This window comes from Paracoccus albicereus (genome assembly GCF_024359525.1).
Classification (GTDB): Bacteria; Pseudomonadota; Alphaproteobacteria; order Rhodobacterales; family Rhodobacteraceae; genus Paracoccus; species Paracoccus albicereus.
Map to the genome: position 1 here is coordinate 967,944 of NZ_JAKZEU010000002.1, position 21,006 is coordinate 988,949.

Annotated in this window: 17 protein-coding genes and 1 other RNA gene; 7 read left to right on the plus strand and 11 right to left on the minus strand. The window is 64.0% G+C overall.

The features are described from left to right. Positions 1-6: 6 nt before the first annotated feature. A complete protein-coding gene (locus MLD63_RS08215) occupies positions 7-474 on the minus strand; it encodes a PAS domain-containing protein (RefSeq protein WP_255329373.1) in 468 nt (155 codons plus the stop codon). A gap of 110 nt (positions 475-584) precedes the next feature. Next, positions 585-962: RNase P RNA component class A (rnpB, locus tag MLD63_RS08220), an RNA gene on the minus strand. 160 nt (positions 963-1,122) lie between these two features. Here rnpB and gyrA point away from each other — a divergent pair. Further along, positions 1,123-3,867, plus strand: a complete 2,745-nt coding sequence (gene gyrA / locus MLD63_RS08225) for a DNA gyrase subunit A (RefSeq protein ID WP_439957641.1) — start codon at positions 1,123-1,125, stop codon at positions 3,865-3,867. A gap of 50 nt (positions 3,868-3,917) precedes the next feature. Then, on the plus strand, positions 3,918-5,039 hold the full coding sequence (locus tag MLD63_RS08230) for an AI-2E family transporter (RefSeq protein WP_255329374.1): 1,122 nt from the start codon (positions 3,918-3,920) through the stop codon (positions 5,037-5,039). A gap of 43 nt (positions 5,040-5,082) precedes the next feature. Here MLD63_RS08230 and MLD63_RS08235 read toward each other — a convergent pair whose 3' ends face one another. From MLD63_RS08235 to pyrH, 4 genes are all read right to left on the minus strand, one after another. Then, a complete protein-coding gene (locus MLD63_RS08235) occupies positions 5,083-7,602 on the minus strand; it encodes a mechanosensitive ion channel domain-containing protein (RefSeq protein WP_255329375.1) in 2,520 nt (839 codons plus the stop codon). A gap of 5 nt (positions 7,603-7,607) precedes the next feature. Beyond that, on the minus strand, positions 7,608-8,639 hold the full coding sequence (locus MLD63_RS08240; protein WP_255329376.1) for a cysteine synthase A: 1,032 nt from the start codon (positions 8,637-8,639) through the stop codon (positions 7,608-7,610). Between the two features lie 117 nt (positions 8,640-8,756). Continuing rightward, positions 8,757-9,602 (minus strand): ion transporter, encoded by an 846-nt coding sequence (locus MLD63_RS08245; protein ID WP_255329377.1) that lies wholly within the window; start codon positions 9,600-9,602, stop codon positions 8,757-8,759. A 1-nt stretch (position 9,603) separates the two neighbouring features. After that, positions 9,604-10,353 (minus strand): UMP kinase, encoded by a 750-nt coding sequence (gene pyrH / locus MLD63_RS08250; RefSeq protein ID WP_255329378.1) that lies wholly within the window; start codon positions 10,351-10,353, stop codon positions 9,604-9,606. 96 nt (positions 10,354-10,449) lie between these two features. Between pyrH and miaA the strand changes: the two genes are divergently transcribed. Beyond that, positions 10,450-11,328: a tRNA (adenosine(37)-N6)-dimethylallyltransferase MiaA gene (gene miaA / locus MLD63_RS08255; protein WP_255329379.1), complete on the plus strand. Its 879-nt coding sequence runs from the start codon at positions 10,450-10,452 to the stop codon at positions 11,326-11,328. Between the two features lie 519 nt (positions 11,329-11,847). Then, entirely contained in the window at positions 11,848-12,555 is a 708-nt protein-coding gene (locus MLD63_RS08260) for a helix-turn-helix transcriptional regulator (protein WP_255329380.1), read from the plus strand. A gap of 4 nt (positions 12,556-12,559) precedes the next feature. Here MLD63_RS08260 and MLD63_RS08265 read toward each other — a convergent pair whose 3' ends face one another. The 3 genes from MLD63_RS08265 to MLD63_RS08275 are packed head-to-tail and all read right to left on the minus strand — an operon-like array spanning position 12,560 to position 14,740. After that, positions 12,560-13,540, minus strand: coding sequence for a methyltetrahydrofolate cobalamin methyltransferase (locus MLD63_RS08265; protein WP_255329381.1), 981 nt, complete (start codon positions 13,538-13,540; stop codon positions 12,560-12,562). Between the two features lie 18 nt (positions 13,541-13,558). Then, on the minus strand, positions 13,559-14,443 hold the full coding sequence (locus MLD63_RS08270) for a methylenetetrahydrofolate reductase (RefSeq protein WP_255329382.1): 885 nt from the start codon (positions 14,441-14,443) through the stop codon (positions 13,559-13,561). A gap of 12 nt (positions 14,444-14,455) precedes the next feature. Then, positions 14,456-14,740 (minus strand): virulence factor, encoded by a 285-nt coding sequence (locus MLD63_RS08275; RefSeq protein WP_255329383.1) that lies wholly within the window; start codon positions 14,738-14,740, stop codon positions 14,456-14,458. Positions 14,741-14,988: 248 nt separating this feature from the next. Between MLD63_RS08275 and MLD63_RS08280 the strand changes: the two genes are divergently transcribed. After that, the gene (locus MLD63_RS08280; protein ID WP_255329384.1) at positions 14,989-16,110 is read left to right on the plus strand and encodes a Ppx/GppA phosphatase family protein; all 1,122 of its coding nucleotides are present in this window, start codon (positions 14,989-14,991) and stop codon (positions 16,108-16,110) included. Next, positions 16,110-16,910: an RlmE family RNA methyltransferase gene (locus tag MLD63_RS08285; RefSeq protein ID WP_255329385.1), complete on the plus strand. Its 801-nt coding sequence runs from the start codon at positions 16,110-16,112 to the stop codon at positions 16,908-16,910. The genes MLD63_RS08280 and MLD63_RS08285 overlap by 1 nt, the downstream gene beginning before the upstream one ends. On the opposite strand, the gene MLD63_RS08290 is transcribed toward MLD63_RS08285, so the two are convergent. Then, positions 16,862-17,632 carry a GAF domain-containing protein gene (locus tag MLD63_RS08290; RefSeq protein WP_255329386.1) on the minus strand — a complete coding sequence of 257 codons (771 nt, stop codon included), beginning with the start codon at positions 17,630-17,632 and terminating at the stop codon, positions 16,862-16,864. The two genes, MLD63_RS08285 and MLD63_RS08290, sit on opposite strands and share 49 nt — an antisense overlap. 375 nt (positions 17,633-18,007) lie before the next feature. Then, a complete protein-coding gene (locus tag MLD63_RS08295) occupies positions 18,008-19,819 on the minus strand; it encodes an ABC-F family ATP-binding cassette domain-containing protein (protein ID WP_255329387.1) in 1,812 nt (603 codons plus the stop codon). Positions 19,820-19,950: 131 nt separating this feature from the next. On the opposite strand from MLD63_RS08295, the gene MLD63_RS08300 reads away from it, so the two are divergent. Further along, the gene (locus tag MLD63_RS08300) at positions 19,951-20,949 is read left to right on the plus strand and encodes a Fe(3+) ABC transporter substrate-binding protein (protein ID WP_255329388.1); all 999 of its coding nucleotides are present in this window, start codon (positions 19,951-19,953) and stop codon (positions 20,947-20,949) included. Positions 20,950-21,006: the final 57 nt, after the last annotated feature.

A 21,006-nucleotide genomic window follows, 5' to 3' on the forward strand; every position in this document is an offset into this window, starting at 1 on the left:
TTGCGATCAGACCGGGCGTGCGATCGCCAGGATCTTGCTGACGCTGCCCTCACCATCCTCGATCGGCAGCAGCCTGACGCGGCAATCGGCGCGACCACCGCCCTGCGCAGGGCAGCGTAGGGACAGCTCAGCCTCTTCGCCATCGCGCACATCATCAAGCGCGGTATCCAGCGCCTCCCTGGACGCGTCCGGCCACAGATCCCACAGGTATCGACCTTGAAGATCACCGTGGCTGGCGACGCCCAACTGAACCAGACCAGACGGATTGACCTGGGTGATGCGGCCGTCAGGCTCCATCAGATAGGCGCTGGCCGAGATTTCGCGCAGCAAGGCAAGCGCCAGCGAAGTATCCGGTCCGGCTGCGTTCGTGTCGCGATGCATGGTGACGCGTCGCCTTGAACGCGGCATGACATCCGCGTCGAACGGGAGTGAGTGGGTGGCGGAACCGCCATCATGGTTTCTGAAGTCGTCCATGGCTTTCCCTCCAATGGGGGGCGCCTGACAGGCGAAAAGCCCGATAAGCAGATCTATACCTTAGCAGCCTCGGCACGCATAATCTACGCATTCAAGATTGATCGTTGTTAGCGCGCGGAGGGCCTGTAAGCCGGATTCTGTCCGGGTCGGGTCGCCCCGTCCCTGGATGACCATTCCTCTTATCCCGCCATTGCTGACGGGCTCTAGCTGCCAACCCGGACCACCGGGGCAAGGCCGCCCTGCCTTTCGGCGCGTGGTCCCTATTCGGCATTGCTCCCGGTGGGGCTTGCCAAGCGGGCGCTGTTGCCAGCCCCCCGGTGGGCCTTTACCCCACCGTTTCACCCTTGCCCCGGCGGACCGTGGCGGTCTGTTCTCTGTGGCGCTTTCCCTGGGGTCGCCCCCGCCGGGCGTTACCCGGCACCGTTGCCTTATGGAGTCCGGACTTTCCTCGGACGCGTTGCCGCGCCCGCGGTCATCCAGCCCTCCGCGCGCCCGCCATATGATCCGAGCCGAGATTCGGGTCAAGCCCGAGGGCAGTGGCGGGGTCGCTTCGCGTTGCACCCGATGCGGGTGGGCTATATATCTTCGGCAACAAGATATTGAGGACTTCCCGTGGCCGATACCCCAGACGACGACCTGCCGGAGAACATGCCGGATGGCGGAGACGACGGCCGCCCCGAACGCAGCGTGATGCCACATGACGGGCCGGTGATCGACATCTCGGAAGAGATGCGCACGTCTTATCTGGACTACGCGATGTCGGTGATCGTCAGCCGGGCGATCCCGGATCTGCGCGACGGATTGAAGCCCGTTCACCGCCGCATCCTCTATGCGATGGACGAAAGCGGCAACACGCAAGACAAGCCCTATCGCAAATCCGCCCGTCCCGTGGGCGACGTCATGGGCAAATACCACCCGCACGGCGACAGCGCGATCTATGACGCTCTGGTGCGGATGGCGCAGGACTTTTCGATGTCGCTGACTCTGCTCGACGGTCAGGGCAACTTCGGCTCGATGGACGGGGACCCGCCCGCCGCCATGCGCTACACCGAAGTCCGCATGGATAAGGCCGCGGCCTATCTGCTGATGGACATCGACAAGGACACGGTCGATTTCCAGGACAATTACGACGGCAAGGACAGCGAGCCAACCGTCCTACCCGCGCGTTTTCCGAACATGCTGGTCAACGGCGCAGGCGGGATCGCGGTCGGGATGGCGACCAACATCCCGCCGCACAATCTGGGCGAGGTCGTGGACGCGACCCTGGCGCTGATCGACGATCCCGATCTGCCGACCGAACGGTTGCTGGAAATCATCCCGGGACCGGATTTTCCGACCGGCGGCATCATCCTTGGTCGGTCCGGCGCCAGGAAAGCCTATCTGGAGGGGCGCGGCAGCGTCATCATCCGCGCGCGCACCCATATCGAGGAGCCGCGCAAGGACCGCTTTGCCATCGTCATCGACGAAATCCCCTACCAGGTGAACAAGGCGACGCTTCAGGAACGCATTGCGGAACTGGCGAAGGAAAAGAAGGTCGAGGGCATCGCCAACGTCCAGGACGAATCCGATCGGACGGGCGTTCGCGTCGTCATCGAGTTGAAGCGCGATGCCACGCCCGATGTGGTGCTGAACCAGCTTTTCCGCTTCACCCAGATGCAGACCAGCTTCGGCTGTAACATGCTTGCGTTGAATGGTGGACGACCCGAGCAGCTGGCGCTGCGCGACTTCCTGACCCACTTCATCACCTTCCGCGAAGAGGTGGTGGCCCGCCGCACCGCGCACGAATTGCGCAAGGCACGCGAACGCAGCCACATCCTGTGCGGCCTTGCCGTTACCGTCAGCAATGTCGATGAGGTCGTGGCGACGATCCGCGCCAGCGCCGACGCTGCCGAAGCGCGTGAAAAGCTGATGGCGCGGCGCTGGCCCGCCCATGACATTCTGGAATACCTCAAGCTGATCGACGATCCGCTGCATCCGGTGAACGAGGATGGCACCTACAACCTGTCCGAGACGCAGGCCCGCGCAATCCTCGATCTGCGGCTGCAGCGTCTGACGCAGCTTGGCGTCCAGGAGGTCACGGACGAACTGCAAAGCCTCGCCGATGCAATCCGCGACTATCTGGCGATCCTGGCCAGTCGCGAAAGGATCATGGCGATCATCTCGGACGAGCTTCGCGAAGTGCGTGACCAGTTCGCCGTACCCCGTCGGACCGAGATTTCCGACTGGTCCGGCGACATGGACGACGAGGACCTGATCGAGCGCGAGGACATGGTCGTCACGATCACCTCGGGCGGTTACATCAAGCGCACACCTCTGGCCGATTTCCGCAGCCAGCGACGTGGCGGCAAGGGTCTGTCTGGGATGGCGACCAAGGAAGACGACGTGGTGACCACGCTCTTCGTCGCCAACACGCATACCGAGCTTCTGTTCTTTACCACCGACGGGATGGTCTACCGGTTGAAGACATGGCGCCTGCCGCTGGGCGGCCGGACCGCGCGCGGCAAGGCGATCGTCAACATCCTGCCGATCGATCCCGGTGTTTCCATCGCCGCATTGATGCCTGTCGATGCGCCCGAAGCCGAGTGGGACAATTATCAGGTCGCCTTCGCAACCTCGGCGGGGGACGTGCGCCGCAACGCGCTGTCGGATTTCACCAATGTGAAATCGAACGGCAAGATCGCGATGAAGCTGCCTGACGAGACGACGCGTCTGATCGGTGTGCGCATGGCCACGACGGAAGACGACGTTATGCTGTTCACCGCCTCGGGCCGTGCCATCCGCTTTCCGACGACCGCGGTCCGCGTCTTCAAGGGCCGCGACTCGACCGGCGTGCGTGGCATCCGGTTGGGCGAGGAAGACACCGTCGTCAGCATGTCCGTCATCCGCCATTTCGAGGCCGATCCTGCCGAGCGCGCCGCCTACCTCAAGATGCGCCGCGCAATCGCCGGCGCGCTGGATGACGGTGCCGAGGCTGACGAGGACGAGGACAGCGTCGAGGAAGGCAGCATCACGCAGGATCGCTATGCCGAAATGTCGGCTGCCGAGGATCTGATCCTGACGATCACGGCGCGCGGTTCGGGCAAGATCAGTTCCTCCCACGATTATCCGGTCCGCGGACGTGGCGGCCAGGGCGTGATGGCGATGGACCGCGCGATGCGGGGTGGCGCGCTGATCGCAAGCTTCCCGGTCGAGACCGGCGACCAGATCATGCTGGCGACCTCGAACGGGCAATCCATCCGGGTGCCCGTGGATGGAATCAGCTTCCGCTCGCGCAGCGCTGGCGGGGTGCGGGTCTTCAATACCGCCGCCGGCGAAGAAGTCGTGTCGGTCGCGCGGATCGCGGAACAGGGTGACGAAGCGCTACCCGAATCGGACGATCCGTCGGATATCTGAGGCACAGCAACGCCGTGTGATGCGGCATCAGCGGGGACGAGGAAGGCAGATTGGACCGATCACGCGAAGCCCTGCTGCGAGAGCGCCTGCAGACCGGCTTTCTGGGTGTCATAGCGTTCGCGCTTATCATGTTCATGCTGGTTCAGGCGCAGTTCATCCTGATCTCGCTTGCGGTCGCGATCATCCTGTTCTCGCTGACATCCGATGCGATCGGCGCCATTTCGCGGCAAGGCGTTCCCAACCGGCTGGCCACCGCGCTGGCGCTGATCGGGATCGCGCTTGGACTTCTGTGGCTTTCGACCACGATCGTGGCGCAGGTCAACGCGGTCGTGCTGACCGCCGTCGCCTATGCCGAGCAGGTACAGGCAGCGCTGCCCGGTCTGATCGAGTGGATGGGTCCGAATGTCGGCGCCTCGCTGGAAACGGCTTTGCGCAACATCGATGTGTCTGGCTGGATCCGCTCTCTTGCCGGGCAGGCCGGAAACATCCTGTCGGGCAGTATCCTCATCATCCTGTTCGTGGGCTTCATGTTCGCCGAACGCATCTGGTTTCCCGTCAAGGTCGAGCGCTTGGCGGGCGATCCGGCCACCGCGCTGCAGTGGCGAAGGATCATCGCCTCGATCATGCACCGGGTGAACCGCTACCTGGTGGTCAAGACAGGCGTCAGCGCGGTCACTGCGGCGATTGTCTGGGTCATCTTCAAGATTGCCGGACTGAACCTTGCCGGTCCGATTGCGATGCTGACCTTCATCCTGAACTTCATTCCTTCGGTCGGTTCGATCGTGGCGACGGTGATCGCCTTTCTTCTGTCCTTCGTTCTCAGCGGCGATCTGACCGTGGCGGCGCTTGTCGCGGCCGCCTGCACAGTCACCCAGTTCTTGATCGGCAACGTGCTTGACCCGATGCTTCTGGGCCAGACGCTACGTCTGTCCAGCTTCGGGATCATCCTGAGCCTCGCCTTCTGGGGCGCGGTCTGGGGCGTGCCGGGAATGTTTCTTGCCGTGCCGATCATGGTCGCAGTCATGATCGTCTGCGCCCATGTCCCGTGGCTCAGGCCCGTTGCAGTGATGCTGTCGCGCGAAGGCCTGCCCGAGGACGGGATAGACGAAGCGAGCCCGGCGCCGCCCGCCCAGCCAGACCTGCAGTGTCAGTCGGCGACGCCAGGGGAATAGAGTTAGTCCCCATCGATTGGCGAGTCGGCGAGGCGCGCCGCCGTTAGCGGCCGCCGTCCCCGTCGCCGCCATCCTGACCGCCGCCATCGGCGTCGCCGTCGAAGATCAACCTGGTATCGCTGGTCCCGCCTGAACGCCGGCCTTCCGAAGAGCCCGATGATGGATCGGATGACGGTTTGCCGACCTTGTCGTCACCCCCGCCTTGCGGAGTCGAAGGCGCGGCTTTCGACAGCGCCTCTGGATTGCGCAGCCAGATGTCGCGTTGCGCATAGGGGATTTCGATCCCTTCTTCGGCGAAGCGGCGAACCACCTCGTGCAGGACGTCGGACGTGACGCCCAATCCGCCGGACACATCGGACAGGATCGCGCGGATCTCGAAATCGAGGCTGTCGGCGCCCAGCCCACGGAACAGGACCGCGGGTGCCGGGTCGATCATCACGGTGGGCTGATCCTCAATGATCTCGCGCAGTATCGACTCGACCTTGCGGGTATCGGTGCCATAGGCCACGCCGACAGGGATGATGACACGGCCGTTGCGGCTGGATTTCGTCCAGTTCGTGACCGGCTGGCTGACCAAATCGCTGTTCGGGACGATGACCTCGGTCTTGTCGAAGGTCTCGACCGCCGTCGAGCGGACCGAGATCCGTTTGACGATTCCCTGCTGACCGCCCGCATCGACCCAATCCCCGACGCTGATCGGACGTTCGATCAGCAGGATGATCCCGGAGACGAAGTTCTGGACGATATTCTGCAGGCCGAAGCCGATGCCGAGAGACAGCGCACCGGCGACGATCGCCAGCGATGACAGGTCGATCCCGGCAGAGGTGATCGCGAATAGGGCCGCCAGCACGATCCCGACATAGCCGAGCCCTGATACCAGCGCGTTCTGCCCGCCCGCATCGATTCGGGTCTTGGGCAGGATCGAACTGCGCATCGTTCCCTGAAGACCGCGGGTGATGAAGTAGCCCAGGGTGAACACGATCACGAAGGTCAGCACCGCACCCGGCGACAGCGTGATCCCGCCCAGCGTGATGCCGCGCTGGACGCGTGTCCAGATTTCCGAGAGATCGTCTACCGAAGCGCCCCAGATCAGCAGGAACAGGGGGATCGAGACGATCACCAGCGCGATCCCGATCAGCAGCGGCGCAAGGCCGTCACGTGCCCCTTCCTTGCCGCGCTTCATCATGTCGAAAAGGTCGGCGATGAAGTCCTGCAGCAGGACCAGGAAGCCGATCAGCGCGAGCGAGAAGGCCCACGACACCACGAAGCCGATCGCCAGGTTGATGACGCCGACCGCACCCGCGATCACCGCAAAGACCGCGATGATGCGAGAGATGGCGCCGGCAATCATCATGACTCGGTTGCGCATCTTCAGATCGTCGGCGCTGGTCCAGCGCATCATTCGACGCAGTACGTTGCCCAGCCGGAACAGGAAGACCGCCGATGCGATGACGAACACGAAATGCCAGACCGTCGCCGCCGCATCCGACATCTCGAACGGAACACGGGGAAACACGCTGTCGGCCGGATAGACCACGGAGGCCGGCAAGATCGCGTGCGCGACGATGCTTTGCAGCGCCAGGATCGCCGCCAGCCAGTTGGTCGCGTTCCGCGCCGTCCGCCGCTCGGCATCGGGAATGTCGAGCGAGGCGTAGGCGATCGCGCGGGCCGGGAAGATCTGGCGGGCAAGCCAGAAGCCGCCGAACAGGATCACGCCCGCAGGTGGCAGCGCGATCAGCAGCGGCCGCGTCCATTCGCGAAACCAGCCGGTCGCCGTCAGCGCGCTCACGGCCAGAAGCACACCCAGCATCGGGATGATGATCTGTCCCAGCGATACCAGGAAGGCCACGACGGCGCGAGAATGCTTCGACGACCGTGCCGACAGCCGCGATGGCATCGTGTCGATCCACCGCCGGCCGTAGGTGAGAAGCAGGATCGCGAGTGCAAGGTAGCCCAGAACTTTCGGCAGGCGGTCACCCAGTTCGGCCAGGCCGCCGCTGCGGTTCAGGGCCGCGCGCGTCCCCTCGCCGATGCCGCTGGCCAGCTGACCCGCCTCGCTCAGCGCGGCCTGCCAACTGGTCGGCATCAGCGGCGACGGGTAAAGTTTCGTTGCCTGTGCCGCCTGAATCTCGTCCAGGCGCATGTCGATGTTGCTGATGATCGCATCGGCGCGGCTGTAGGCCTCTACAGCCGCCAGGCGCGGCGCCGTCAGCGTCGACAATTGCTCGTTCAAGGTCTCGCGTCGCGCCGCGACACCCGCATCTTCGGTTTCACCCTCGGCCGGTGCCGGGCCCAGCGCCGAGATCTGATCCTCGACAGCGGCGATGCGCGTCGCGTTGACGCCTTGCCCGCCGTCAAACTCCTCGCGCCATTGGACTGCGCGGCTTCTGATATCCTCCAGCCGGGCAGCCTCGCTGTCCTCGGCCGCGATAATGTTTTCGGCCTGCTCGGCGAATTGCTCCCATCGGTCGTAATTGATGCTCGACGCCGCGTCCTGCGCGGCTGCGCCGTGACCAATAGTGATGAGAACCGTCAGGATGACGGAGAAGAATACCTGTTTCATGTCGATCAGCCTTCGAAGACTTCCGGCAGATCCGGCGCCGAGGCTTCCAGCCAGTCGGGCGTTGGAAGGCCCTTCGCGCGCAGGAAATCTGGATTGAATAGCTTGGTCTGATAGCGGTTGCCGTAGTCGCACAGGATCGTGACGATCGTGTTGCCCGGCCCCATGTCGCGCGCCATCCGGATGGCGCCCGCGACGTTGATCCCCGACGACCCGCCCAGGCAGAGACCTTCGTGCTTCAGCAGATCGAAGACGATGGGCAGCGCCTCTTCGTCCGGGATGCGATAGCTGTAATCGGGCGTGAACCCTTCGAGGTTGGCGGTGATACGCCCCTGTCCGATCCCCTCGGTGATTGATGTTCCCGGGCTTTCGAACTCGCCTGTCGTGTAGAAGCTGTGCAGTGCGGCACCTTCAGGATCGGCCAGCCCGATCTTGACGCCCTTGGGCTGCAAGACCTCTGCAACGCCTGCCAACGTCCCGCCCGAGCCTACCGCACAGATGAAGCCATCGACGCGGCCGTCGGTCTGGTTCCAGATCTCGGGTCCGGTGGTCTCGACATGGGCGCGGCGGTTGGCGGTATTGTCGAACTGGTTTGCCCAGATGGCGCCCTTGGGTTCGGTCTTCGCCAATTCCTCTGCCAGCCGGCCGGAGTAGCGGACATAGTTGTTCGGGTTCTTGTAGGGCGCGGCCGGGACCTCGACGAGGGTCGCACCCGCAAGCCGCAGCATGTCCTTCTTTTCCTGGCTTTGGGTCTCGGGGATGACGATCACCGATCGAAAACCCATCGACGCACCGACCAGCGCCAGACCGATGCCCGTGTTGCCCGCCGTACCCTCGACGATGGTTCCGCCCGGCTTCAGCTCACCCCGCTCGACCGCGTCGAGGATGATGTAGAGCGCGGCACGATCCTTGACCGACTGACCGGGATTGAGGAATTCGGCCTTGCCAAGGATCTCGCAGCCGGTCTCCTCGCTGGCCCGCCGCAGGCGGATCAGGGGTGTGTTGCCGATCGCGGCGGCAAGGTCCTTGTGGATGGTCATGGCTTACACCTGCACTTTGGCTTGGCAGCGGATGGTCTTTTCCTACACGGGCCGAAGCCGGGGGAGCAACCCCGCCCCGCTCTGGCCGGCACCGCTGCGCGACAGCCTGCTGCCGCCTCAGGTCCTTTGCCGGTCTGCAGCCGCGACCGATCCACGCGGATCTGCGTCCGGACGCTTCGCGTCATCGCTGTCGGGACGGCCCGCCAGACGTGCCTCGATTGCGTCCAGACGCTCCAGAACCTGATCGCGATAGGCGGTCGTCATCTCGTTTTCTTCGGAATGGTGGGCGTCCTGCATCGAGTTCACGATCAGGCCGACGACAAGGTTCATCACCGCGAAGGTCGTGACCAGAATGAAAGGAACGAAGAACATCCACGCCCAGGGATAGACCTCCATCACCGGACGGACGATGCCCATCGACCAGCTTTCCAGCGTCATGATCTGAAACAGCGAATAGGCCGAGGCGCCCAGCGTTCCGAACCATTCCGGAAAGCTTTCGCCGAAGATCTTGGTCGCGATGACCGCCCCGATATAGAAGATGATACCCATCAGCAAAAAGACCGAGGCCATGCCGGGCACCGCCTCGAGAAAGCCCTCGACCACCCGGCGCAGGCGCGGCGTGACCGAAACGACGCGTAGCAGTCGCAGGACACGCAGCCCCCGCAAGACCGACAGGCCTTCCGTCATGGGCAAGAGCGCGATGCCGACGACAAGAAAGTCGAAGATGTTCCAGCCGTCGCGGAAGAAACGCATCCGGTAGGCGAGAAGCTTCAGGACGATCTCGACTGTGAAGACCGCAAGGCACAGCGCGTCAAGGAACAGGATCAGGTCGCCCATGCGCGCCATGGTGACGCGCGAGGTCTCCAGCCCCAGGATCACCGCGTTGAAGAGGATGACCACCGTGATGAAATAGCCCGTCCGGGGGTCTTCCAGCGCGGCAGAAAGCCGCTTGCGCCAGTCCATGTCAGCCGTGGACCCGCGTGTAGGTCCCCTGCCCTTCGAGGATCGCCTTGAACCCGCCCGGCTCGTCCAGCGAGAAGACGATGATCGGCAGATCATTGTCGCGGGCAAGGGCGATGGCCGAGGCGTCCATCACGCCCAGATGCTTCTGCAGCACCTCGTCGTAAGTCACGTCCTCATAGCGCTTGGCGTCGGGAAACTTCTTGGGGTCGCGGTCATAGACCCCATCGACCTTGGTCCCTTTGAAGATCGCCTCGCAATTCATCTCGTTGGCGCGCAGCGTTGCGGCGGTGTCGGTGGTGAAATAGGGGTTGCCGGTCCCTGCGGCGAAGATGCAGACGCGCTTCTTTTCCAAGTGGCGCACAGCGCGGCGGCGGATGTAGGGCTCGGCCACCTCGTCCATGCGGATCGCGCTGATGACGCGAGTATGAATGTTTTCGGCTTCCAGCGCCGCCTGCATCGCCAGCGCGTTCATCACCGTCGCGAGCATGCCCATGTAATCGGCCGTCGCCCGCTCCATCCCCTGCGCGCTGCCCTGCAACCCGCGGAAGATGTTTCCGCCGCCGATGACCATGCAGATCTCAACGCCCATGTCCTGGACGCGCTTCACTTCGGACGCGATGCGCGCGACCGTAGGCGGGTGCAACCCGTAGCCCTGATCGCCCATCAACGCCTCACCCGAAATCTTCAGCATGACGCGTGAATAATTCACGGGGGCGAGGATCGGGGCTTTGGTTGTCGTCGTATCGCTCATGCCTCGGCCCCCCGGCGGTTTCATCGCGGCGCAAAATGTCGCAAAACGGATGCAGGATCAACCGCCCGTAACGGGTGTGGACACAGCCCGCGACCGATGCACGATCTTTCAGCCATTCCTGCCGACAGACACCTTCTGATCGCGGGTCCGACTGCCAGCGGCAAGTCGTCGCTGGCCATGGACGTCGCTCGTGACCAAGGCGGGATGATCGTCAACGCCGATGCCTTGCAGGTCTGGTCGTGCTGGCGGATGCTGACCGCACGCCCCACCGCTGCGGATGAAGCCGCGGTGCCGCACGCGTTGTACGGTCACGTATCCCCCGATCGCGCCTATTCGGTGGGCGACTGGCTGGCCGAGGTCGCAGCATTAGCGAAAAGTCGGCGACTGATCGTGGTCGGCGGCACCGGCCTCTATCTTACCGCCCTGACCGAGGGTTTGGCACCGATCCCCCCGGTCGCGTCAGACGTCCGCGCAGAAGGCGATGCATTGTTGAGCCACCCTGCCGGGCTGGCAGCGATGATCGCGGCGCTTGATCCCGAAACGGCGGGACAGATTGATCTGCGCAATCCGGCCCGCGTCCAACGCGCTTGGGAGGTTCTGCAGGCGACCGGGCGCGGGCTTGCCGCGTGGCAGAAAGAAACACCCGAGCCTCTGATCTCACCCGCCGATGCGACCTGCCTTGTCCTCGACTCAGATCGGAATTGGCTGGCCGATCGCATCGCGCGGCGTTTTCACATGATGGTCGGCAACGGCGCCTTGGACGAGACGCGAAGCATGGCACCGCAATGGGCGCCCCGAGCGCAATGGGCGCGCGCGATCGGTGCACCGGAACTGATGGCACATCTGGAAGGCAGGCTGACCCTGGACGAGGCGGTCGAGGCCGCGATCATCGCGACCCGGCAATACGCCAAGGCGCAACGAAGCTGGTTTCGAAACAGGATGAAGACCTGGACGCGCTGGTCCGTTGGCGAATGATCCATCTTCGGCCAAAACCCGCCTGATCGAAGGCGATGCAAGAATGCAACGCAACGGCCTGCATCGTCGCCGAAACTCGCGTTTCGGGCGCGTGGTGGCGCAACTTTAAGTTGGTGGCGGACGTTTTGTCGGCAATAATCCGCTTACCGCCTTCTTCTTTGCCGTGCCATGTCCATCCTGTCGAACATCCACCAAGACGGCACCTCCGACGCCACCCCGGTGGCACCGTCTAGGGCTGATCGACTGCAATCTGCACGGATTGCCGATGCGCGGATCACTGATGGGCGCCCCTTTTCCGCCCCACGCTTCGCCAGCCTTCCCCCTGCTCTGCAGACACAGACCCCGCCGGCCGCCGTTCTTCCGCAATTGCCGCGCCCCTATGCTCAGCGACCCGCTCAACGGCAGAGCGGGTTACGCCTTCTGCCACTCGACGGTTTTGTCTGGGGCGGACGAAATCATCAGCAACCAACACCGCGCACGCGGAGCGACCACGTCCTTCTCTGGGTGACGGAAGGATCGATGCGGGTCGATCTGCCGCGCGCGCATTACCCGCTGCAGACGGGCGATGTGCGTTTCCTTCCGGCAGGAACAGCCTTTGCCTCAATGCCGCTGACCGGTGCAAAGGGGATGGCGCTGTTGCTGGCGCCGGATCTGGCCCGCGATTGCGAGCCCGCCCTGCCCGATCGCATGATCGCAGGCGGGATCGGGACGGACGCTTCGGGACTGATGAGCCTGCTGATCCAACTGGCCCGCGAAGGGGCCGAGGATAACCGACAGGCGCGCGCCGCGATAGGCTGCCAATTGGGGCTGCTGTCGATCACCCTTCAACGGCTTTCACCTGCGGCCGAGCGTCCTGCGGCGGCGCCGAACACGCCGACCGACCTGACGCTGGTCCAGCGCTTCATCGCGCTTGCCGATGCGGAACTGGGCCACGGCCGCACGGTATCGGATCTGGCAGAAGAGTTGGGGACGACCAGCGCGGCGCTGGACCGCGCTTGTCTTGCTGCGCGCGGGCGACGCGCGATCCAGCTGATCCATGATCTGCGACACGAACAGGCCGTCAGGGCATTGCGGCGTTCGACCAGGCCACTGGACCTGATTGCTCGCGATCTGGGCTATACCAGCCTCGCCCATTTCAACCGGGCCTTCGTCGCGGCAACCGGACGCCTGCCGGCGATGTTCCGCATCGATGACGGAACCGGCAAGAGTGCCTCCGCGTCCGCCTGACAGCCTATCCCCGGCTGCGCCGTCTTCCGCCCCGCCCGCCAGAGCTTGCCGCCACGGCCTGTGCCGCCTCGACGAAGGGAGTGCCCTGATGGACCGCCTCGATCACGCGGCTGAAGCGGATCCAGTCGCCACCGTTCGGATCGTGGTTCATCAGGAAGTTGGCGGCCTTGATCGCCTCCATTTCCGCCGAGCGGACCGGGTTCATGATCGCACTGGTCATGCCGGCCCCGATCGCCATCGGCAGGAAGGCTGCGTTGATCCCGTGGCGATTGGGCAAGCCGAAACTGATATTGCTGGCCCCGCAGGTCGTATTCACACCCAACTCGTCGCGCAGCTTGCGCACCAGCGCAAAGACCTGCTGCCCGGCCGAGGCCATCGCCCCAACCGGCATGACCAACGGATCGACCACGATGTCATGGGCGGGAATGCCGAAATCGGCGGCACGCTCGACGATCTTCTTCGCCACGGCGAAGCGAACCTCGGGATCTTCGCTGATCCCGGTGTCGTCGTTGCTGATCGCGACGACAGGAACGTTGTATTGCTTGACCAGCGGCAGGACCAGTTCCAGCCGCTCTTCCTCGCCCGTCACGCTGTTCAGCAGCGGCCGGCCGTTGCAGGTCTCAAGCCCGGCTTTCAACGCGCCGGGAACGGAACTGTCGATGCAGAGCGGCACGTCCACCAGCGCCTGGATGCGATTGATCAGTTCCGGCATCAGCATCGGCTCGACAAAGTTGTTGTCGGCGTAGCGGGGATCCTCGGCCATCATGTTGGTGAAGACGGCGCCCGAATTCACGTCCAGAACCGTCGCCCCGCAGGCCACCTGTTCAAGCGCATCTTTTTCCACGGTCGAGAAATCGCCCGCCTCAAGCTCCGCCGACAACTTCTTGCGCCCCGTCGGGTTGATGCGCTCGCCGATGACGCAGAACGGCTCGTCGAAGCCGATGACAACGGTCTTCGAGGCGGATTCGAGGGTGGTGCGGGTCATGAAGGTCCTTTCGGTCGGTCAGTCGTTGGCGCCGTTGCGCGCCAGCCAGTCGGTCGCGGCGGTGATCCCGCCCAGCGGGAAGACATGGGCGGCGCGGATTGCAAAATCGGGTGTCGCGCCGGCGTGGCCGGCGATTGCAGTCAGGAAGTCCGTCGGCTCGTAGGGAACCAGCAGCTTGGTCACGTCGCGGGCGCGGCGCTGAAGCACACGCAGGCTGGGACCGACACCGCACATGATCGCGAATTTCAGCATTGTTTGCAGCTTTGCGGGTCCGGCGGTCCCGATCCGGACGGGCATGTCGATACCGGCCGCCCGCAGGCGGTTCGCCCATTCTATAACCGGCTGCGCCTCGAAGCAGAATTGTGTGACGATCTCCATCGACGCATCGGTCCGCGCCGCGAAGTCGCGTTTCCATGCAAGCGCGCGCATCACCTCGGCCTCGCCACCGGACGGGTCGATGTCGCGGTTGCCTTCGGGGTGGCCGGCGATGAACAGGCGGTCGAAATCGCCGAACAACCCCGTGTCCAGAAGCTGCATGGAATCGGCAAAATCTCCTTTGGGCGCATTCAGCCCGCCGCCCAGAAGCAAGGCCGACGTCGCACCGGCATCGCGGTAGGCCGCGACCCAATCGGTCAGCGTCGCACGGTCAGGCACGATGCGGGCCGGGATATGCGGAACAGGACGCATCCCCTCGGCGGCCAGGCGCGCGACCGTCGCGTGCATGTCAGCGGATCCAGTCCCGTCGATATGCGCGACAAAGACCTGTGTTCCGGCTGCGAGGTGGTCGCGGAAATCACCGACACCCGCCGCGGTGCGCGGCATCACCTCGATCGACACACCCTCGAGGAAAGCGGGAAGCGGCGAGGCGCCGCGAAGGGGAGAGCGGAATTTCATCAACGCCATGCTCGCAGCCTTTCAGGCAGGGTTCCAGCCGTCATTCGCGATCAACGCGCGAAGGCGGTCACTGTCGTATTCGGCTTCGATCCTGGCGGCCATCGCCGCCGGATCCTCGCCGGCCACAGTCTCACGCCGCCATTCGTTCAGATAGGCGTCTGTCCCCGACAGACCCGACTTCATCGCGGCGCGATCGATCGCTTGCTCGAACCGTTCAGGCAGGATGACGCGGGTCGCCGACCGTCCCTTGCCCAGCGTAACCTGGGCGGGAATGTCGCGCCAATAAACCAGCGTCATGTCAGCCATCGTGGCGGGCTCCTTGATCGTAGATTGCCGTCTAATCATCCCTGCCTGCGCAGCGTGGTCCGCATACGACAAGGGCGGTTGAATTGCGACCTTGGCCTGCGTCATGACGAAAAGATCCGTGGATGACAGCGGCGCCGCGGGCAGACGCATGGCACAACGCTGATCGCACGGCGGCAAGGTCGCAACCCTTGAACGGCGAAGGGCCGAAGGTTAGGTTGAATCCAACTTCATATCGGAGGGCGTGTATCATGGCGCCCAGGCGTCCCGCGGGTGCGGACGCGTTCCCGAAACCGACGGTCGAGCCATCTGGCGCCCGCAAAACCGAGGAAGCGCCGCTTTACGCGGCTCTCGACCTTGGAACGAATTCCTGTCGGATGCTGATTGCGCGACCGCGCGGCAATCAGTTCCACGTCGTGGACAGTTTCTCGAAACCGGTCCAGCTTGGTCAGGGGCTTGAAGCCTCGGGCCGGCTGTCCCGTCATTCGATGACACGAACGGTTCACGCGCTTCAGGTCTGTCGGCGCAAGCTGGAAAACCACGGCGTCCGCCGCATGAGGCTGGTCGCGACCGAGGCTTGCCGCCGCGCCCGTAACAGCCGCGATTTCCTGCGCATGATCCGTCGCGAGACCGGCCTGCCGCTGGAAGTGATCGAGGCGGAAGAGGAAGCGCGGCTCGCCGTCATCTCCTGCGCGCCGCTTGTCAGTCAGCGCAGCGAGCAATTGCTGATCGTCGATATCGGTGGTGGCTCGACCGAGCTGGTCTGGATCGATCTTGAGGATGTGGAACCGGCCGAGCGTCCGCGCGCGATCATCCGCCTGGCCGACGGCTTCGGCAATCCGCAACCGGGCGGGGCGCGGGTGGTCGACTGGATCAGCGTTCCGCTGGGGGTTGCCACACTGCGCGACCAGTTCGCGGATGTGGAGGATGATCAGGGGCGGTTCGCGCTGATGAGCTGGTATTTCGAGGAGATGCTGGCCGATTTCACCCCCTACGCGAACGAGCCCCCGGACGAAGGCTTCCAGATCATCGGGACGTCGGGGACGGTGACGACGGTCGCCGCCAGCCATCTGGGCTTGCGTCGCTACGACCGGACCAAGGTTGACGGATTGACGATGACCAGCGACCAGATCGACCGCGTGATCCGCACCTATCTGACGCTGGGTCCCGAAGGACGGCGCAATGACCCCAGGATTGGGCGGGAGCGTCATGCGCTGATCATGTCAGGGGCGGCGATCCTTCAGACGCTGATGCGTGTCTGGCCGACAAATCGGCTCTCGGTCGCCGATCGTGGCCTGCGCGAGGGGTTGCTCTATGCCCAGATGGTGCGCGATGGGGTGCTGACGACGGACGGAATGAGCGGAGTGGCCTGATGAGCAAAGCGACCGGAGGCGGCAGCCGCGCGGGCAAGACCAGCGGGCGCGGCCAGCGCGACCTGAAGGTCCGGGTAAAGACGGCGAAAGGACGCAAACTGTCCAGCAAGCTGTGGCTGGAACGACAGTTGAACGATCCCTACGTGGCTCGCGCGCGGCGCGAGGGTTATCGGGGACGCGCCGCCTACAAGATCCTCGAACTGGATGACAAGTACCGTTTCCTGACCCCCGGCGCACGGGTCGTCGATCTGGGCTGCGCACCCGGCGGCTGGTGTCAGGTTGCCGTGGCGCGGGTCAACGCACTTGGCGAAACAGGCGGCAAGGCGCAGGGGCGCGTGCTCGGCGTCGACCTGCAGGAGGTCGATCCCATCGCCGGGGCGGAGATCCACGTTCTCGATTTTCTGGAAGACGGCGCCGACGATCGGGTCAAGGACTGGCTGGGCGGACCGGCCGACGTCGTGATGTCGGACATGGCTGCTGCATCCAGCGGTCACAAGGGCACCGATCACCTGCGCATCGTCGCGCTTGTCGAAGCGGCCGCGCAACTGGCGTTTGACGTGCTTGAACCGGGCGGCACCTTTGTCGCCAAGGTCCTGGCAGGTGGCGCCGAGGCCGAAATGCAGACCATGCTGAAGCAGAACTTCGACAAGGTGGCGAACGTCAAGCCGCCGGCGAGCCGCAGTGATTCATCCGAGAAATTCGTCGTCGCAACCGGATTTCGTGGCCGCCGCAGCAGCGCGGCGGGGGACGGTCAGGAAGAAGAACCGTCCGACGAGTCAGACGACGCACCGTCACCCTGACGGCGCGGGACCGCGTCAGCGGAGCTTGCGCTTTTGGATGATGGATTGATGGCGTCGAAGGCATGGCCGTCGATCCCTCCGCGTTCCTGCTGGGCAGAGTTGTCCGATGACGGAACACCATCGAGTTCGAAACTCGCCATCAGGATGATCGCGGCGGGCATCGTCAGGCTTTCGGCAGCGGCGACGCGCTCTGGAGTGAAGTAGCCTTCCTCGTGCAGGATGTTCAGCGTCCCAAGCAGCTTGTTCTTCACCACGATCGGAAGGCAGAGGCAGCTTTCGCAGCCCACCTCGCGAAGCTTCTCGGCGTCGCCGAAAATAGCGGCGATTTCATCGTAGCTGTTCGCGACCAGATGCTCCTGACTGACGACGATCTTGCTCCGCCAGGCGCGGCCTTGCATATCCTTGGGCGTCGAGATCGGGAACTTGACCGGCTCGGTCGAGTGGATCCGCATGCCCGATGCATTGTCCTCATCGACGCGGATCAGCGTACACATCTTCATGCCGACAACCTGCTGAATCAGGCGGTCCAACGCCGTCATCATCTGCCCGGGATCGGTCCCACCGGCGGCAATGTCTTTCATGAAATTTATGCGGTCTGGCATGAGAACGAACCTGTTCCAGCGCGAATCAAGACCAAGGGCTTCGGCTTGGTTTCCCGTTGCTAGTGTACACCTACAAAAAAGAGAATCCCTAGTTTTTTCAAGAATGTCGGCGGATTTCATCCGACCGTCACGTCGCCGCAAGCGATGCAGCAAGGACCTTCGGTTGGCAGGATGAGTGAACTTTTATCAGCGGCCATACGTCCGGCTGGACGCCGACGATTCCCCACGCCCGACGGCCAATCGATAATCTCGGGAGCCTCAGCCGTGCCGCAATCATTCCGGCGGGAAGCCTCTCAGAACGGACCATCGGCTGTGGTGAAACCAAGCCCTCTCTCGTCGTTCCGCGCGAAGATCGGCTCGATGAAATACGAGCATCGGCATCGCCATCAGCGCCGCTCCAAGCGCGACCGTGAGAAGACATGTCGAAACATGCATTGCAGGATCATCCCGATACGAACCGTGCACCCAGGAAGGCAGGCAGCGATGAAGGCTTTTCTAATTTGCGCGCTCTTCCAGGGCGAGCCACTCTTCCTCGGCCTGCGACAGCTTCTCCTGACGTTCGGCTAACGCTTCGGTCGCCTTGTTGAACTTGGCAGGCGCCGTCGTGAACAGATCGGGGTCGGCCAAGAAATCCGACAGTTTCGCGATCTCGGCCTCCAGCCGCTCGATCATCGCGGGCAAAGCCTCCAACCGGTGACGTTCGGTGAAGCTCAGGCCGTCGCGCGGCGTCTTTGGCGTCACCGTCTCCGGCGTCGGCTTCGATGACGCAGGCTCTGGCGTGGCCGTTGCGACCGCCGTCTGGGGACGCTGCGACCGATAATCCGACCAGCCGCCCGGATAGATCACGGCGCGCCCGTCCCCCTCCATTGCGACGGTGGTGTCCGCCACACGGTCGATGAAATCGCGGTCGTGGCTGACCAGCAGAACGGTGCCGTCATAATCGCCCAGAATGTCCTGCAGCAGATCCAGCGTCTCGACGTCAAGATCATTGGTCGGCTCGTCCAGGACAAGCAGGTTCGACGGCCGCGCCATGATCCGCGCCAGCAGCAGCCGCGCCTTTTCGCCCCCCGACAGGCTGCGCACAGGCGCGCGCGCCTGTCCTTCGTCGAAGAGGAAATCCTTCAGATAGCCCACGACATGGCGTGGCTGGCCACGGACCATGACCTGGTCGGCGCGACCCGACACGCGCATCTCGGGATCTCCGGTCAGGCTGTCCCAAAGGCTCATGTCAGGGTCCAGCGCCGCGCGCGCCTGATCGAAGACCGCGATATCGAGGTTTGTGCCCTGCGTGACGCTGCCGGCGTCGGGCGCGATCTCGCCCGTCAGCATGCGGATCAGCGTCGTCTTTCCGACGCCATTGGGTCCGACAAAGGCGATCCGGTCGCCACGCTGCACGCGCAGATCGAACGGCTTCAGGATCGTCCTGTCACCGAAATCCTTGGCGATGCCCTTGGCTTCGATCACCCGCTTGCCCGATTGCGGACCGGATTCCAGCGCCATCGCTGCCGTGCCTTGCCGCCGGATCTGCGCCGCGCGTTCAGCGCGCAGGTCCTGCAACGCGCGCACCCGCCCCTGATTGCGCTTGCGACGCGCACTGATTCCCTCGACGGCCCAGCGCGCTTCCGCCTTGATCTTTCGGTCCAGCTTGTGGCGCGCCTCGTCCTCGGCGGCCCAGGTGGTTTCGCGCCACTCCTCGAACGCTTCAAAACCCTTTTCCTGACGTCGAACCACGCCGCGGTCGATCCACAGGGTCGCGCGGGTCGCCGCGCGCAGGAAGGCGCGGTCGTGGCTGATCAGCACGAAGGCCGAGCGGGTTGCGGCAAGCTGTTCCTCAAGCCAACCGATCGCTTCGATGTCGAGATGGTTGGTCGGTTCGTCCAGAAGCATCAGGTCCGGCGCTTCGGCCAAGAGGCGGGCCAGCGCGGCTCGCCGACGTTCACCGCCCGATGCCGTCTGAACTGGCCGGGATGCGTCGAACTTCAGGCCTTCGGCAGCCATCTCGACCAGATAGCCCTGCCCTTCATCCAGTCCGGCCCGGGCAAATTCGCCAAGGGTCGCAAAGGCAGACAGATCGGGGTCCTGCTCCATATAGCCGACCCGCGTGCCGGTGGGGCTGACGACCTCGCCGCGATCAGGCTCGACCAGACCGGCCATCACCTTCATCAGAGTCGATTTCCCGGACCCGTTCCTTCCGACCAGCGCCACCCTGTCACCGGGCTGGATGGTCAGCGACAGGTCCTCGAAGACGGGATTGCCGCCAAAGGTCAGTGCGATGTCGGTCAGTTGCAAAAGCGGTGTGCGTGCCATGCGCGCGACGTAGTGCGCGCGGATGACGGGGTCAACGGAGCGCCGTATCCGATTTTTTCGGTCGGACTTTGTTGACGCCCAGCACAAGTCCTGCCAACAAGGCGCCACAAACCCGAGCAAAGGAGTCGCGCATGCGCCCCATCCTGATCGCTGCCCTGCTGGGCACCTCTGCCCTTCCCGCCCTGGCCCAAGAGGTCAACATTTATTCGCACCGTCAGCCCGAGCTGCTGAAGCCCCTGACCGATGCCTTCACCGAGGCGACGGGGATCGCGGTCAACACCGCCTTCGTCGATACGGGCATGGTCGAGCGCCTGAAAGCCGAGGGTGATCGCAGCCCCGCCGACCTGATCATGACGGTGGACGTTGCCCGGCTGGGTGAGGTCAAGGAGGCAGGCGTAACGCAGCCGGTCGAGGACGATGCGCTGGAGATCATCCCGGAAAACCTGCGAGATGCCGACAACGAATGGTTCGGGCTGACCACGCGCGCGCGGATCGTGTACGCAAGCAAGGACCGGGTCGCGGACGGCGAGGTCACGACCTACGAGGATCTGGCCGATCCGAAATGGAGGGGCCGGATCTGCACGCGCCCCTTCACCAACGACTACAACGTCGCGCTGACGGCCGCCTTCCTCGCCCATCACGGCCCCGAGGAGACCAAGGCCTGGCTGGAAGGCGTGAAGGCGAACCTCGCCAAGAAGCCCGAGGGCAACGACCGGGCACAGGTCAAGTCGATCTGGGCCGGCGAATGCGACATCAGCCTGGGGAACACCTATTACATGGGCCAGATGCTGAAGGACGACGAGCAGAAGGAATGGGCCGACTCGGTTCGCATCGTCTTCCCGACCTTCGAGGACGGCGGCACCCATGTGAACGTCTCCGGCGTGGCGATGACCAAGTCCGCGCCGAACCGCGATGCCGCGCTGCAGCTGATGGAATTTCTGGTCAGCGATGAAGCGCAGAAGATCTACGCCGAAACCAACTACGAATTTCCTGTCTCGGACCATGTCGAGCGGTCCGAACTGGTCGCGAGCTGGGGTGAATTCACGTCGGACGAAACGCCGCTGACCGAAATCTCGCGCCTGCGCCCCAAAGCGCTGACGCTGATCGAAGAGGTCGATTTCGACGGCTGAGGATAGACTGACTGATCCAGTCAAAGGGGCATGAGCTTTCGGGCTTGTGCCCCTTTC

Coding starts and splice junctions, on each gene's coding strand:
- MLD63_RS08280 (WP_255329384.1), top strand. CDS start 14,989: ATGGCGCCCAGGCGTCCCGCGGGTGCGGACGCGTTCCCGAAACCGACG.
- miaA (WP_255329379.1), top strand. CDS start 10,450: ATGCACGATCTTTCAGCCATTCCTGCCGACAGACACCTTCTGATCGCG.
- gyrA (WP_439957641.1), top strand. CDS start 1,123: ATGCCGGATGGCGGAGACGACGGCCGCCCCGAACGCAGCGTGATGCCA.
- MLD63_RS08260 (WP_255329380.1), top strand. CDS start 11,848: ATGCGGGTCGATCTGCCGCGCGCGCATTACCCGCTGCAGACGGGCGAT.
- MLD63_RS08300 (WP_255329388.1), top strand. CDS start 19,951: ATGCGCCCCATCCTGATCGCTGCCCTGCTGGGCACCTCTGCCCTTCCC.
- MLD63_RS08270 (WP_255329382.1), bottom strand. CDS start 14,443: ATGGCGTTGATGAAATTCCGCTCTCCCCTTCGCGGCGCCTCGCCGCTT.
- pyrH (WP_255329378.1), bottom strand. CDS start 10,353: ATGAGCGATACGACGACAACCAAAGCCCCGATCCTCGCCCCCGTGAAT.
- MLD63_RS08295 (WP_255329387.1), bottom strand. CDS start 19,819: ATGGCACGCACACCGCTTTTGCAACTGACCGACATCGCACTGACCTTT.
- MLD63_RS08275 (WP_255329383.1), bottom strand. CDS start 14,740: ATGGCTGACATGACGCTGGTTTATTGGCGCGACATTCCCGCCCAGGTT.
- MLD63_RS08265 (WP_255329381.1), bottom strand. CDS start 13,540: ATGACCCGCACCACCCTCGAATCCGCCTCGAAGACCGTTGTCATCGGC.
- MLD63_RS08245 (WP_255329377.1), bottom strand. CDS start 9,602: ATGGACTGGCGCAAGCGGCTTTCTGCCGCGCTGGAAGACCCCCGGACG.
- MLD63_RS08235 (WP_255329375.1), bottom strand. CDS start 7,602: ATGAAACAGGTATTCTTCTCCGTCATCCTGACGGTTCTCATCACTATT.
- MLD63_RS08240 (WP_255329376.1), bottom strand. CDS start 8,639: ATGACCATCCACAAGGACCTTGCCGCCGCGATCGGCAACACACCCCTG.
- MLD63_RS08290 (WP_255329386.1), bottom strand. CDS start 17,632: ATGAAATCCGCCGACATTCTTGAAAAAACTAGGGATTCTCTTTTTTGT.
- MLD63_RS08215 (WP_255329373.1), bottom strand. CDS start 474: ATGGACGACTTCAGAAACCATGATGGCGGTTCCGCCACCCACTCACTC.
- MLD63_RS08285 (WP_255329385.1), top strand. CDS start 16,110: ATGAGCAAAGCGACCGGAGGCGGCAGCCGCGCGGGCAAGACCAGCGGG.